13 protein-coding genes are annotated in these 13,323 nt (G+C 71.4%); 7 read left to right on the top strand and 6 right to left on the bottom strand.

Annotation, left to right across the window (positions count from 1 at the left end):
- Nucleotides 1–2 precede the first annotated feature (2 nt).
- A complete protein-coding gene (locus tag ABD481_RS27515; protein ID WP_344668665.1) occupies nucleotides 3–983 on the top strand; it encodes a 5-dehydro-4-deoxyglucarate dehydratase in 981 nt (326 codons plus the stop codon).
- 30 nt (nucleotides 984–1,013) lie between these two features.
- Nucleotides 1,014–1,835, top strand: a complete 822-nt coding sequence (locus ABD481_RS27520) for an NAD-dependent epimerase/dehydratase family protein (protein WP_344668666.1) — start codon at nucleotides 1,014–1,016, stop codon at nucleotides 1,833–1,835.
- A gap of 60 nt (nucleotides 1,836–1,895) precedes the next feature.
- On the opposite strand, the gene ABD481_RS27525 is transcribed toward ABD481_RS27520, so the two are convergent.
- Nucleotides 1,896–2,789 (bottom strand): DUF4389 domain-containing protein, encoded by an 894-nt coding sequence (locus tag ABD481_RS27525; protein ID WP_344668667.1) that lies wholly within the window; start codon nucleotides 2,787–2,789, stop codon nucleotides 1,896–1,898.
- Nucleotides 2,790–2,828: 39 nt separating this feature from the next.
- The gene (locus ABD481_RS27530; RefSeq protein WP_344668668.1) at nucleotides 2,829–3,092 is read right to left on the bottom strand and encodes a hypothetical protein; all 264 of its coding nucleotides are present in this window, start codon (nucleotides 3,090–3,092) and stop codon (nucleotides 2,829–2,831) included.
- 97 nt (nucleotides 3,093–3,189) lie between these two features.
- On the opposite strand from ABD481_RS27530, the gene ABD481_RS27535 reads away from it, so the two are divergent.
- A complete protein-coding gene (locus ABD481_RS27535) occupies nucleotides 3,190–3,885 on the top strand; it encodes a YoaK family protein (protein WP_344668669.1) in 696 nt (231 codons plus the stop codon).
- 49 nt (nucleotides 3,886–3,934) lie between these two features.
- Here the strand turns inward: ABD481_RS27535 and ABD481_RS27540 are convergent, their stop codons facing one another.
- The gene (locus tag ABD481_RS27540; RefSeq protein WP_344668670.1) at nucleotides 3,935–4,597 is read right to left on the bottom strand and encodes a hypothetical protein; all 663 of its coding nucleotides are present in this window, start codon (nucleotides 4,595–4,597) and stop codon (nucleotides 3,935–3,937) included.
- A 117-nt stretch (nucleotides 4,598–4,714) separates the two neighbouring features.
- Complete coding sequence (locus ABD481_RS27545) at nucleotides 4,715–5,188, bottom strand: MarR family winged helix-turn-helix transcriptional regulator (protein WP_344668671.1); 474 nt, start codon at nucleotides 5,186–5,188, stop codon at nucleotides 4,715–4,717.
- A gap of 60 nt (nucleotides 5,189–5,248) precedes the next feature.
- On the opposite strand from ABD481_RS27545, the gene ABD481_RS27550 reads away from it, so the two are divergent.
- Complete coding sequence (locus ABD481_RS27550; protein ID WP_344668672.1) at nucleotides 5,249–5,632, top strand: cupin domain-containing protein; 384 nt, start codon at nucleotides 5,249–5,251, stop codon at nucleotides 5,630–5,632.
- 125 nt (nucleotides 5,633–5,757) lie between these two features.
- On the opposite strand, the gene ABD481_RS27555 is transcribed toward ABD481_RS27550, so the two are convergent.
- Nucleotides 5,758–6,876, bottom strand: a complete 1,119-nt coding sequence (locus tag ABD481_RS27555; RefSeq protein ID WP_344668673.1) for a S1C family serine protease — start codon at nucleotides 6,874–6,876, stop codon at nucleotides 5,758–5,760.
- Between the two features lie 174 nt (nucleotides 6,877–7,050).
- Here ABD481_RS27555 and ABD481_RS27560 point away from each other — a divergent pair, with 174 nt between their 5' ends.
- Entirely contained in the window at nucleotides 7,051–7,677 is a 627-nt protein-coding gene (locus ABD481_RS27560; protein WP_344668674.1) for an RNA polymerase sigma factor, read from the top strand.
- Nucleotides 7,674–8,306: a hypothetical protein gene (locus tag ABD481_RS27565; RefSeq protein ID WP_344668675.1), complete on the top strand. Its 633-nt coding sequence runs from the start codon at nucleotides 7,674–7,676 to the stop codon at nucleotides 8,304–8,306. Before ABD481_RS27560 ends, ABD481_RS27565 begins: the two co-directional genes overlap by 4 nt.
- Nucleotides 8,307–8,500: 194 nt before the next feature.
- On the opposite strand, the gene ABD481_RS27570 is transcribed toward ABD481_RS27565, so the two are convergent.
- On the bottom strand, nucleotides 8,501–8,974 hold the full coding sequence (locus ABD481_RS27570; RefSeq protein WP_344668676.1) for a hypothetical protein: 474 nt from the start codon (nucleotides 8,972–8,974) through the stop codon (nucleotides 8,501–8,503).
- A 288-nt stretch (nucleotides 8,975–9,262) separates the two neighbouring features.
- On the opposite strand from ABD481_RS27570, the gene ABD481_RS27575 reads away from it, so the two are divergent.
- Entirely contained in the window at nucleotides 9,263–13,288 is a 4,026-nt protein-coding gene (locus ABD481_RS27575; RefSeq protein WP_344668677.1) for a glycosyl hydrolase 2 galactose-binding domain-containing protein, read from the top strand.
- The last annotated feature ends 35 nt before the right edge of the window (nucleotides 13,289–13,323 follow it).

Genomic DNA, 13,323 nt, shown 5'->3' on the forward strand with positions numbered 1-13,323 from the left:
AAATGCAATCACTCGTGGAGCGCCTGGACGGGCTGCTGTACTTCCCCGTCACCCCCTTCGTCCGCGGCGCCGGGGACCGCGCCGCGGGCGTGGACCTCGCCGCCTACCGGGAGCATCTGGCCTCCCGGCTGGCCCATCTGGACGCCGCCGAGCGCCCCGGGCCGGCCGCGGTGTTCGCGTGCTGCGGCACCGGCGAGTTCTTCTCCCTGGACCTGGACGAGTACGCCGAGTGCGTGCGCGCGGCCGCCGAGGCCGCGGCCGGCCGGGTCCCGGTGGTCGCCGGCATCGGCTACGGCGCGGCCCTGGCCGCGTCCTTCGCCGCCGTGGCGAAGGAGGCGGGCGCCGACGGCCTGCTGGTGATGCCGCCGTACCTGGTGGCCGGGGGAGCGGCCGGGCTGCGCGACCACTACGCCGCCGTCGCCGACCGCACCGACCTGGACCTGATCATCTACCAGCGGGACAACGTGACCTTCACCCCGGACGTGGTCGCCGACCTGGCGGCGGTGCCGAACATCGTGGGCTTCAAGGACGGCAAGGGCGACCTGGACCTGATGCAGCGCATCGTCTCGGCGGTCCGCGACCGGCACGGCGAGGGCGCGCTGCTGTACCTGAACGGCCTGCCGACCGCCGAGATGTCGCAGCTCGCCTACCGCGGCGTCGGCGTCCCCGGCTACTCCTCGGCGGTGTTCTGCTTCGCCCCCGACATCGCGCTGGCCTTCTACCACGCCTACCGCGAGGACGACTCCGCGCTGGTGAACGCCCTGCTGGACCGCTTCTACCGGCCGCTGGTAGAGCTGCGGCACAAGGCCCCCGGCTACGCGGTGTCCCTGGTGAAGACCGGCGTCCGCCTGGCCGGCCTGGACGCCGGCCCGGTGCGGCCGCCGCTGACCGAACCGGCCCCGGAGCACGTCGAACGGCTGGCGGCGTTGATCGCCGAAGGCCGCCGGGTACTGGTCGAGCACGGTATCGAGCCGACGGCGTGAGCGGCGCCGGGAGAAGGGGCGGGAGAGCGGATGTCTGACCAGGAGCGCGGCAGGATCCTGATAACGGGCGCGGCCGGCGGCGTGGGCACGTTCCTGCGCGCCGGCCTGCCGGAACTGGGCTGGGCGGTCCGGGGCTTCGACCTGGTGACCCCGCCCGACCCCGGTCCGGTGGAATGGCGGACCGGCGACGTCGGCGACCCGGCCGCCCTCGACGCGGCCATGAGCGGCGTCGACGTGGTCGTCCACCTGGCCGGCATCCCGGTCGAGGACCGCTTCGACCGCATCCTCAAGACCAACATCGACGGCACCTACCAGGTCTTCGACGCCGCGGTCCGCAACGACGTGCCCCGCGTGATCACCGCGAGCAGCAACCACGCCGTCGGCTACTACGAGCGCGCCGACTACCAGGACACGCTGATCGGAACCGACGTCCGGCCACGGCCCGACACCTACTACGGCGTCTCCAAGGTCTTCATGGAGGCCATCGGCTCCTTCTACGCCGACCGCCACGGCCTCGAAGTCGCCTGCGTCCGCATCGGCTCCTGCTTCCAGGAACCCCGCTCGCGCCGCATGCTCGACACCTGGCTCAGCCCCGCCGACGGCGTCCGCCTGTTCCACGCCCTGGCCACCGCACCCGATCTGCGCTACGAGATCGTGTACGGCCTGTCCGCGAACAAGACCGCCTGGTGGGACCTGGAACCCGCACGCCGCCTCGGCTACGAGCCGCAGGACGACTCCGACGCGTTCGCCGCCAAGGTGGAAGCCCTCGCCACCGACAGCTACGACCCGGAGGACCCGGAGTACAAGTACCTGGGAGGGCGGTTCACGACCCACGTGCCGCCGGAGGCGTAGGCGCGGCCGTCGGAGAAGGGGAATCGCGAGTGCCCGGGTCCTGGCGGCCCGGGCACTCCGCTATCGCGACTGCGAGATCGTGTGCGCAGGACGCGACGAGTCGTCGTTCCAGTTGCTGTTGCTGTTCTCCGCCCCGCTGAAGATCCAGGCGATCACGCCCAGCACGATCATCACGATCAACAGCACCCGCGCCCCGCTGCTCAACGACATCGGACGCGTCAGGGAACGACGGTCGTTCGACGTCGGCACCTCGCCGAACAGCTGCTTCGGATACGTCGGCGTCAGGAGTCCGAAGTATGCCGTGGTGCGCATCGAATACCGGACCACGGCGCTCGTGGCCCCGAACGCGGGTTCCGGCTGCCGCCCGGTGAACAGCATGATCACCCAGACGAAGAACGCCACGATCGCCGCGCCGTCCATCACCACGCCGGCGATGATCCACGCCGGGATCACCAGGATGATCCGGAAGAACACCGCGGCCGGGTTCAGCCGCGTCGCCGGCGGCACCTCGATCTGGATCGGGTAGTCCGGCGCGTCGAAGAACGCGAACGGCGGGTACTCGTCCACGAGCAGGAACGCGTAGCCGACCACCCGGGCGTGGTACTTGACGATCCCGATCAGGAACTCCCTGATGCCGTCCGGCACGCTGCCCGTGAACAGCGCCGCGAACCAGGCGACGATCAGCGCGAAGAACCCGGCCAGGAACAGGAAGTACATGATGATCGCCTGCGGGATCACCAGGATCAGGCGGATCAGCACCGTCCAGCGCTTCTGCGGCCGCAGACCGTGCACGTCCAGCTGCACCTGGGGCTCGGTCACCAGGCCGCCGTAGACGTCGCCGCCGGGGTATTGGGGATACCCGGGCTGCTGCCCGTACGGGCTGCCCGGCTGGCCGTAGGGCGGCTGGTTCGAATCCGGCGGCGGCGGGGGAGCCGGCGGCAGCTGGTCGCTCATGGTGCCTCCTGGGGCTCGGCGTGCGCTACCGCCCTAGGATCACTCCGTCTCGACGTCCCCACCTTCGGGGCGGCCCGAACGGATGACGGCGCGCCCGCGCCGCCGCGTGGGGCGCACCCGGGGCGGGGCCGGGACCAGACCGAGCGCCTCCATCAGGTACCGCGCGTCCTCGGCGTCCCGCGCCCGCGCCGCCAGCGCGCGCAGCGCCCGCTCCCGGATCTCCGGCGGGCACTCGGCGCTGGAGGCGAGCTCGACGACCGTCCCGCCGGACGGGAAGGCGAAGCTGTCGGTTCCTTTCGTCACAACCGGCCCATACCCGCCGGGCGGCGCCCTGAACGGCGCGGACGCCGGGCCGCCGGGACCGGGCGCCGGATGCCAGGCTTCTGGTCTAATCACCACCGTGAAAGCCGCCCTGCTGCGCCTGTCCGACCGCCTCTACGACGGCGGCTCCGCCGAATACGGCGCCCTCCCGGCGGCGCTGATCGCCGCCACCCTCGTGACCGGCACCGTGGACGCGGTCAGCTATCTGGCCCTGGGCCACATCTTCGTCGCCAACATGACCGGCAACGTGGTCTTCCTCGGCTTCGCCGTGGCCGGTGCCAAAGGCCTGACGGTCTGGGCCCCCTGCCTGGCCGTGGCCTGCTTCGGGGCCGGCGCCTGGACCGAGACCCGCCTGGGCCGCCGCAGCGCGGGCGACGATCCGCGCCGCCTGTCCCACGCGGTGGCCGCCCACGCCGCCTTCGTCACCTTGGCGCTCCTGATCGCCGCCCTTGAGGACGACACCAAGACCGCCACGCGCGTCCAGCTCACCGCCATCCTCGCCTTCGGCTTCGGCGTCCAGAACGCGGTGGTCCGCAAACTCGCCGTCCCGGACCTCACCACCACGGTCCTCACCATGACCGTCACCGGCCTGGCCGCCGACCCGCTCGGCAAAGCCACCGTCCGCCGCCTCGTCTCCCTGGGCTGCATGTTCCTCGGCGCGCTGGTCGGCGGCCTGCTGGTGCTGCACCAGAACGTGAGCACCGCCCTGGGGCTGGCGCTGGTGCTGCTGGCCGGCGCCGGAATGCTGGCGCGGATCGGGGGCGCGGGGCGCTGAGGTCCGAGGCGGTGTCGCCGACTCAGTGTCCGCAGCCCGTCCCAGTGCCCTAATTCAACCGCGCCAGCACCGATCGCAGATCCTCGGGCAGCTCGAACGAGAACTGCCCGTCCACCACCCCGGCCCCGAGGTCGTGGACCGTCCATCCCCGCACCCACAACAGCCGCGGCGGCATTGCCTGCGGCGTGTCACGGGCCAGCGCGCCGTTCAGCTCCCACAGCGCGGCGGTGGCGCGCAGCGTGGTGTTGGACTCCAGCGGCAGCGTCACGAACCGGTTGTCGTCGGTCAGCACCACCAGGGCGCCGTGCGGCAGCGGGCGGCCGATGGCGCGGCCGAGGCGGAAGATGTGGGCGGCGCCGGGCCAGCCCTGGCCGTTGACCGCGAAGGTCGGCACGTTCGCCGTCGAGAGCTGGAAGCCCTGGACGTCGAGCGGCTCCACGCTCATCGCGTCGAGGGCGTCGTCCCACAGCCGGGCCGGGGCGACCGGCCAGGTGGCGGCCAGGTGCCGGGTGAGCACCAGCGCCTCGTCCTGCTGTCCCTTGACCACCAGCGCGGCGACCACGTCCGGGTGGAACGCGGCCACCAGCGGGTCGTCCCCCATCGGCGTGCCGGCCGGCCGCACCACGATCCGCAGCCGCGACGGCAGCAGGCTCGGCGGGATGCCGGCGACCGTCCGGCATACCGGATCAGCGCACGGCAAAGCTCCGATCATGACCTTCTTCCCCCCTCAGGGCCCCCGGCGCCCCATCCCGAGCGCCGGGAGAGCCTACAACAACCGGCCCTCCCTCGGCCGAGCCCCGGCCTGGTGGGACGGTCGTCGCCGGCCGGGTCACTGGCCGTTGAACCACGCGGGAATGTCGAACCGCATCTCCCGGCCGCCGGTGATGGCGCGCAGCGTCGCCTCCACCGACGCCAGCTGCTCCTCGCCGAGTTGCTCGGCCCACCGCGCCCGTTGCTCCGCCATGGCCCGGAACGCCAGCCGCTGCACCTCCACGCCGCGCGCGGTGAGTCGGATGATCTTGCTGCGGGCGTCGTCGGGGTCCGGGACCCGCTCCACGTAGCCGTCGCGTTCGAGCCCTTCGATGGTCTTGCCGGCCGCCTGCTTCGACACGCCGAGGCGGCGGCCCAGGGCGGCGGCCGAGATGCCGTCGCCGATCGCCTTGAAGGCGACGCCGTGCAGCGGCCGGAAGTCCCCGTGGCCCGCCGCGGCGAGTTCGGTGTGGACCTCTTCGATCAGTGCCCGGAAACCCAGCAGCAGGAGTAAGGGCAGGTCCGAGCCCGGCGGCGGGAGAGCACTTGACACGATCGACAACCTCATTGTCTAGTTAGGACAACCGTGTTGTCGATCATAGGGGAGCCGACCATGTCTGTCATCCGCACCGCCGAGGTCCGCAGGGCCGAGACTCCGTCCGCGACCATGACCACGCTCGCCTCGCCGACGCTCGGCGCCGCCGAGCGGCCGCTCTGGCGCGTCGACGTGGTCCCCGGGGCCCCGGCCGGGCCGCTGCACGTGATCAACGTCGAGCAGATCTGGACCTTCACCGCCGGCGGGGCCACGGTGTACTGCGCCGGCGAGTCGTTCCCGGTCCTGGCCGGGGACACCGTCGTGCTGCCCGGCGAGGCCGAGCGCAGTGTCGCCGCCGACCCGGGGACCGGGTTCACCGCCATCGTCACCTCCGCGCCCGGCGTGCGGGCCTGGACGCTGCCGCGCGAGGGCGAGGGCATCGTGCCGCCGTGGACGGTGTGATCGGCCTGGACGGGGTGATCGGTGGGTGATCGGTATGGACAGGGCTGTCGGCCCGGTCGGCGACGGTACCCGAGGTGCGGTGCGGTTCGGTGCGGTGCGGTGCATCGGCCCGGTCGGCGTGACCGCTACCCGTTCAGCGTCCCCAGCGTCACCGTCGCGCTCTGCTTCGTGCCGTCCGACGTCGTGTAGTCGACCTTGACCTGCTGCCCGGGCTTGAGCGTCACCAGCACCTGGGACAGCGCCGTCGGATCCGGCGTGGGCGTGCCGTTCACCGCCGTGATCACGTCCCCGACCTTCAGCCCCGCCTTCCCGGCGGGGCTGTCGGCGGTCAGCTCGGCCACGCCGACGCCGATCGGCGTCCCGGAGTTGTCCACCACACCGACCACCTTCACCCCGAGCGCCGCGCGCCCGGAGTCGGTGACCTTGCCGTTGGCGATGAGCTGGTCGGCGATCCGGGTCGCGGTGGCGGTCGGGATGGCGAAGCCGATGCCCGGCGCGGCGCTGTCGCCCAGCGCGGGGTTGAGCGCGGCGGCCGACGGGATGCCGACCACCTGGCTGGACAGGTCCACCAGCGCGCCGCCGCTGTTGCCGTTGTTGATCGCCGCCGAGGTCTGGATGGCGTCGCCGACCGTGATGATCGCGCCGCCGGCGGAGTCCTTGGAGGTCACCGTGCGGCCCAGCGCCGAGACGATGCCCTGGGTCACGGTGCCGGTCAGGCCCAGCGGGCTGCCCATCGCCAGCACGATCTGCCCGACCTTGAGCTTCGTGGAGTCGCCGAACTTCGCGGCCTTCAGACCGCCGCCGCCGCTGACCCGGATCACCGCGACGTCGCCGCTCGGGTAGCTGCCGACCAGCGAGGCGGTCAGCGGCGTGCCGCCGGTGGGCTGCGTGACCTTGAACTCCGTGGCCTGGCCGACGACGTGCGCGTTGGTGATGATGTCGCCCTTGTTGTCGTAGACGACGCCGGAGCCCAGGCCCTCGCCGGTGGCGATCTGCACCACCGACGGCAGCGCGTCGGCGACCACCCGCTCGTAGGCGGACTCCAGCGGATCCGAGGTCTGCGTCGCGGATCCCGACGCGGACGAGGTCGAGGAGGCGGCCGGGGAGGAGGCGGGCTTGGACTTCCCGCCGCTGCCGCAGGCGGCGGCCCCGGCCAGCACCGCGAGCGCCGCCGCGCCGGCAGCCGCCCGCCGGGCGGTGGTGCGGGGCGTGTTCCGGGTCGGGCGGGACGGACGCTGGTTCACCGGGACCTCGCTGAATCGGGGGCATCGATCACCCGAGGGAATGCACCGCGCGGGCTCCGGCCAAACCCCGGTGGCGCCGAACGTGTGAACGGCCGCGAACCCGCCGCGAACCCGCCGCGAACCGGCCGTGACATGGCGTCGTGACAGAATCCGGCGCAGTCGGCAACTACTGGTGTGAGCGAGACGACCACGCAGCCACGGCAGCATCCTCGAATCCGGATCCGGAGCGAGCCCGCGCACCCGGCGGAGCCGCGACGGCCTTCGCCGGGCCACGACCCGGCCGTCGAGTTCGAGCACCTGTACCGGTCCCAGATCGACGCGGTGACCGCCTACTTCGCCCGGCGCAGCACCGATCCGCAGACGGTCGCCGACCTGACCGCGGACACCTTCGTCGAGGCGATCGCCTCCTACTCCTCCTTCGACCCCCGCCGCGGCACCGAGCGCGCGTGGCTGTTCGGCATCGCCCGCCGGGTGTTCGCCGAGCACTGCGACGCGTACGCCCGGCAGCGGGAGCGCACGGTCCGGCTGGCCGGACGGCGCGACCTGGCCGCGGACCACGTCGAGGAACTGCTCGACCGGATCGACGCCGAGCGCGCCGGCCGGCGCCTGGTCACCGAGCTGACCCGGCTGCCGGTCCTGGACCGCCAGGCGGTCGAGCTGGTCGACCTCGCGGGGTTGAAGGCCAAGGAGGCGGCGAAGGTGCTCGGCATCTCCGCGGGCGCGGTGCGTATGCGACTGATGCGCGCCAGGGCCCGCCTTCGCAGGGCGCACGAGCGCCCGGAACTGGAGGAAACACCATGACCAAGTTCGCCGACAGTCTGTACCAGTCCCTGATGGACGAGCACGGGGACACCCTCGCCGCGATGGAGGCGCACGGCCCGGCGGGCCGGAGCCTGCGTCCGGTGTGGGCCTCGGCCGGCACCATCGCGGCCGTCGCCACCGCCGCCGTCGGCTTCACCGCCTTCGGCGGCACGGCCTCCGCCTACGCCGTGACCGACAACCACGACGGCACGGTCACCGTCAAGGTCGACAAGCCCAGCGGGGTGGCCGGCGCGAACGCGGCGCTGGCCAGGATCAAGTCCCGGGTGGCCGTGGTGGAGGCCAAGCCGGGCTGCCCCTCGATCGACACCTTCCGGATCCCGGGCGGGGCCGGCAGCCCGACCAGGGTCGACACCCGGTTCGCCGGCACCGACCCCGGCTCCGTCACGGTCTCCGCCTGGGGCCTGCCCGCCGACGAGACCGCGCTGCTGGTCTTCAGCTTCGACCACGGCAAGAGCACCTCGGCCATGGTGCCGATCAAGGGCCGGCCGCCGGTCTGCGTCAGCCTGCCGGCCGCTCCGCCGGACGGCGCGGTCGTCACCGGCGGTGTGGGCCTGACCGCCACCGTCGGCCCGGACGACGCGCCGGCGCTGAGCCGGCAGGACAAGTGAACACTGTGCGGACCGCGGCCTGATCCAGGCCGTACCTGAACGCCGCCCCGGGTCGCTACTCGACTGCGACCCGGGGCGGCTTGGCGTTGCGCGGCCTGATTCGCACTGTCAGCGGTTCAGCGCGTCAGTGCTTAGCGGTTCAGTGCTCAGCGGCTCAGCGGCTCAGCGGCTCAGCGCTTCAGGGTGTCGGCGGTTCAGTGCCGCACCGCCGCCGACACCTTGACCGTCAACGTCCCCGACAGCTTCCGGGTGCTCCGCGCGGTCGCGTGCGATTCGCCGTGCGCGGCCACCTTCGAGACGTTGACCACCACCACGTCCGCGAGCCCGCCGTCGGAACCGTCGAAGATCACGGAGATCGTGTAGTCGTGCACGTCCCCGGTCGTGTTCTTGACCGTCAGCTGCGCCGTCCCGTGCCCGTCGGCATCGACCGACGCCGCCCCGGCCGTGACATCGCCGTCGGCGGTGACCCCGTCGCTGATCTCGGACAGCGCCGACGTGGCCGCCGACTGCGCCCGCGAGACCGCGCTCGACACCGACCCGCTCGCGTCGGTCGGTGACGGCCCGGGCGCCGAGCCCGACTGGGACGCGTCACTGCGGCACCCGGCCAGCAGGAGCAGGCAGAGCCCGCCCGCCGCGGTCGTGGCGAGGATGGAACGACGCACTGTCATGGGGGAGCCCCTCACTTCCTCTCGGCCGTCTCCGGCCGGAAGCGGTTACCCGTGCGTCCGCGAACCATCCGCGCACTGTCGCGAACGGGGGACACACCCGGCTCCGGACCTCGGCCCGCACCCCGTCCGCATTCTGGTTAAGGACCTTTCGCAGACTCTTGACGGACCGGTCAGGGCTTCAGTAGCGTACGCCCCGATCTCGTTAGGAAACTTTCCTAAATGCTTCAGCGCACGCTCACCGCACCGTCGATCCCGTGTCATCAGCACCAGCCCACCAAGGAGTCGGGCATGAGATCTTCAGACACGATCCGCCCCCACCGTCCCCGGACGCGCGCGTTCGGGGCCGCCGGGATCGCTGTCGCAGTCCTCGCCGGAGCCGTCCAGATCGCGACGGCGACCACTACTCATTCACCAGGCGCCACCTCCGTATCACTGCTCGCCGCCGGCTCGGCCAATCCGGCCACCGGCTCCACCGCCGTCCAGAACCTCGGCGCGAGCGCCGGCTGGAAGGTCCTGACCAGCGCCACCGCCACCCAAACCGGCGCCCAGATCTCCACGCCGGGCTTCAGCACCGGCAGCTGGCTGACGGTCGCCAACGACGGCGGCGGCGCGCCGGGCACCGAGATCAACGCCCTGCTCCAGAACGGCACCTGCCCGAACGTCTACGTGTCCACGAACATGAAGACCTGCTTCGGCCAGATGACGAAGATCGGCGCCGACACCATCGCGCAGTTCTCGGTGCCGTGGTGGTACCGCACCGACTTCGCCGCGCCGCCGTCCGGCCAGTCCGCGCGGCTGGTGCTGAACGGCGTCGTCGGCACCGCCGACGTCTGGGTCAACGGCTCGCAGGTGGCCGCCGCCTCCACCGTCACCGGCGCCTACGTCAAGAACGTCTTCGACGTCACCTCCAAACTGGTCTCCGGCACCAACTCGCTGGCCATCGAGGTGCACCCGAACGACCCCTCGAAGATGCTGACCCTCGACGACGTCGACTGGAGCCAGATCCCGCCGGACAACAACACCGGCATCCAGTTCCCGGTGCAGCTGGAGACCGGCGGTCCGCTGATCGTCGAGGACGCGCACGTCAACCAGAACACCGCGGCGAACCTGTCCAGCAGCGCGCTCACGGTCAAGGCGTCGGTGGTCAACGTCACCGGCTCCGCGCAGACCGGCGCCGTCACCGCGACCGTCACGCCCCCCGGCGGCGGATCCCCGGTCTCGGTGACGCAGAACGTGACCGTCGCCGCCAACGCCACCTCGACGGTCACGTTCGCGCCCGCGAGCTACCCGGCGCTGACCCTGTCCTCGCCCCAGATCTGGTGGCCGTACCAGATGGGCGCGCAGCCGCTCTACACGCTGACCACCTCGGTGGCGCAGAGCTCGACGACCCTGAACTCGAGCTCGGAGACCTTCGGCATCCGCACCATCTCCTCCACGCTGGTCGGCGCGGGCGGCGGTGCGACGTCGGGGGTCCGCCAGTTCGGCGTCAACGGCCAGGCGCTGGTGATCCGCGGCGGCGGCTGGGACCCCGACCTGTTCCTGCGCTACGACCCGGCCGACACCGCGCAGCAGATCGCGCTGATGAAGTCGATGGGTCTGAACACGGTCCGGCTCGAAGGCCACTTCCTGCCCGCGGACTGGTACCAGCAGATGGACGCCGCCGGCATCCTGGTGAACGTCGGCTACCAGTGCTGCGACTACTGGGAGGGCAGCTCGGCCGGCACCAACTACCAGAACACCGCGAGCACCCAGGGCGCGATCTGGCGCAACCACCCGAGCGTCTTCAGCTTCCAGTGGAGCGACAACGCCCCGAGCTCCTCCCAGGAGACGCAGGCGCTGAACGGCTTCGCCGCGGCCGACTACCCGGGTCCGTTCATCTCCTCCGCCGAGTACAACTCCAGCTCCCAGCTCGGGATCTCGGGGGAGAAGGAGGGTCCTTATGACTGGGTGCCGTCGAACTATTGGTACGACACCTCGCACTACCCCTCCGGCGACTCCACGCTGACCAACGCCGGCGGCGCCTGGGGCTTCGACTCCGAGCAGAGCGCCGGCGACACGGTCCCGACGCTGGACTCGATCAACCGCTTCCTGTCCGCGTCCGACCAGTCCGCCTTGTGGCAGACCACCGGCGCCAACCAGTACCACGCCAACTACGAGGGCACCGGCCACAGCGGCTACGCCTTCGGCACGCTCTACAACCTGGACCAGGCCATCACCAAGCGCTACGGCACCTGGTCGAGCCTGGCGCAGTACGTGCAGGAGGCGCAGGCCCAGAACTACGAGGACACCCGCGCGCAGTTCGAGGCCTACATCGCGCACTCCACCAACAGCTCGGCGCCGTCCACCGGCACCATCTACTGGCAGATGAACAAGGGCTGGCCCACGCTGCTCTGGTCGCTCTACAACAACGACTACGACCAGGCCGGCGCGTACTTCGGCGCCCAGCAGGCGAACCGTCCGCTGCACGCCTTGTTCACGCTCGACAACCACACCGTCACGGTCGACAACCTGACCGGCCAGACCCAGTCCGGCGTGACCGTGGAGTCGAAGGTCTACAACGCCGCCGGCACCCTGCTCGACGACCAGACCTCCGGCTCGTTGTCGCTGGCCTCGCAGAAGGTCCAGAACAAGGTCCTGACCCCGAAGCTGCCCACCGCCGCCGGCACGGTCTACTTCGTCGAGCTGCTGCTCAAGCAGAACGGCACCCTGGTCGACCGGAACGTCTACTGGGACTCCACCACCCCCGACGCGGTCAACTGGGGCTCGACCATCCCCTCCGGCGGCGGCAACCCGCAGGCGACGATGACCAGCTACGCCAACCTGACGGCGTTGCAGAGCCTGGCGAAGGCGACGGTCTCGGCGACCGCGGCCACCACCGACCACGCCGGTCCGAACGGCGCCGACAAGCAGGTCACGGTGACCGTCACCAACACCTCCTCGACGCCCACTGTCGGCTTCCTGCTGCGCGCCGACCTGCGGCGCGGCACGGCCTCCGGCGGCGAGCTGTCCGGCGACAACGAGGTGGCCTCCACGGTGTGGGGCGACAACGACGTCACGCTGTGGCCCGGCGAGTCCGAGACGCTGACCGCGACGTACAAGTCGGCCGACCTGCAGGGCGCCACCCCGGTGGTGAGCCTGTACGGCTGGAACGCCTCGAAGATCGACGTGGTCGCGGGGACCGGCACCGGCACCACGAACAACTTCTCGCTGGCCGACGCGCCCGCCTCCGGTTCGGTGGTTCAGGGTTCGTCGACGAGCACGACGGTGTCGACCTCGGTGACTTCCGGTAGCGCCGAGTCGGTCGCGTTGACCGCCTCCGGTCTGCCGTCCGGTGCCACGGCGACGTTCAGCCCGGCCTCGGTCACCGCCGGTGGTTCCTCGTCGCTGACCATCGCGACGGCTGCCACCACACCGGCCGGTACCTATCCGATCACCATCACCGGGACGGCGCCATCGGCGACGCACACCGCGAGCTACTCGCTGACCGTCACCCCGTCCACCACCACGAACAACTTCTCACTGGCCGACGCACCCGCCTCCGGTTCGGTGGTTCAGGGTTCGTCGACAACCACGACGGTGTCCACTTCGGTGACTTCCGGTAGCGCCGAGTCGGTCGCGTTGACCGCCTCCGGTCTGCCGTCCGGTGCCACGGCGACGTTCAGCCCGGCCTCGGTCACCGCCGGTGGTTCCTCGACGTTGACCATCGCGACGGCTGCCACCACACCGGCCGGTACCTATCCGATCACCATCACCGGGACGGCGCCGTCCGCGACGCACACCGCGAGCTACTCGCTGACCGTCACGCCGTCCGGCGGCGGGACGTGCACCGCGGCCCAGCTGCTCGGCAACCCGGGCTTCGAGTCCGGGGCCACGGTGTGGACCCAGACCTCGACGCTCGGCTTCACGCCGATCACCAAGGGCACGTCGGCGGAACCGGCGCACTCGGGCTCGTGGGTCGCGTACTTCAACGGCAACGGCAGCACGGACACCGACACTGCCGCGCAGAGCGTGACGATCCCTGCGGGCTGTTCGGCGTCGCTGACCTACTGGCTGCACATCGACACCACCGAGAGCACCACCACGGCCAAGCCGGACACCTTCAAGGTGCAGGTTCTGAACTCCTCCGGCACGGTCCTGGCAACCGTCGGCTCCTTCTCCAACCTGGACAAGAACACCGGCTACGCGCAGAAGACCGCCGACCTGTCCGCCTACGCGGGCCAGACCGTGACGCTGAAGTTCACCGGGTCGGAGACCGACGCGAACGGCGGGACGACGAACTTCGTCATCGACGACACCGCTCTCCAGACCAGCTGAACCCCACCCCCCACATAACCGGAAAGGAACGAGCA

This window comes from Catenulispora yoronensis, assembly GCF_039531695.1.
Lineage (GTDB): Bacteria > Actinomycetota > Actinomycetes > Streptomycetales > Catenulisporaceae > Catenulispora > Catenulispora yoronensis.

Excerpts from the sequence above, each read along its gene's own strand:
- ABD481_RS27515 (WP_344668665.1), top strand. The coding sequence starts at position 3 with ATGCAATCACTCGTGGAGCGCCTGGACGGGCTGCTGTACTTCCCCGTC.
- ABD481_RS27520 (WP_344668666.1), top strand. The coding sequence starts at position 1,014 with ATGTCTGACCAGGAGCGCGGCAGGATCCTGATAACGGGCGCGGCCGGC.
- ABD481_RS27525 (WP_344668667.1), bottom strand. The coding sequence starts at position 2,789 with ATGAGCGACCAGCTGCCGCCGGCTCCCCCGCCGCCGCCGGATTCGAAC.
- ABD481_RS27540 (WP_344668670.1), bottom strand. The coding sequence starts at position 4,597 with ATGATCGGAGCTTTGCCGTGCGCTGATCCGGTATGCCGGACGGTCGCC.
- ABD481_RS27550 (WP_344668672.1), top strand. The coding sequence starts at position 5,249 with ATGTCTGTCATCCGCACCGCCGAGGTCCGCAGGGCCGAGACTCCGTCC.
- ABD481_RS27565 (WP_344668675.1), top strand. The coding sequence starts at position 7,674 with ATGACCAAGTTCGCCGACAGTCTGTACCAGTCCCTGATGGACGAGCAC.
- ABD481_RS27570 (WP_344668676.1), bottom strand. The coding sequence starts at position 8,974 with ATGACAGTGCGTCGTTCCATCCTCGCCACGACCGCGGCGGGCGGGCTC.
- ABD481_RS27575 (WP_344668677.1), top strand. The coding sequence starts at position 9,263 with ATGAGATCTTCAGACACGATCCGCCCCCACCGTCCCCGGACGCGCGCG.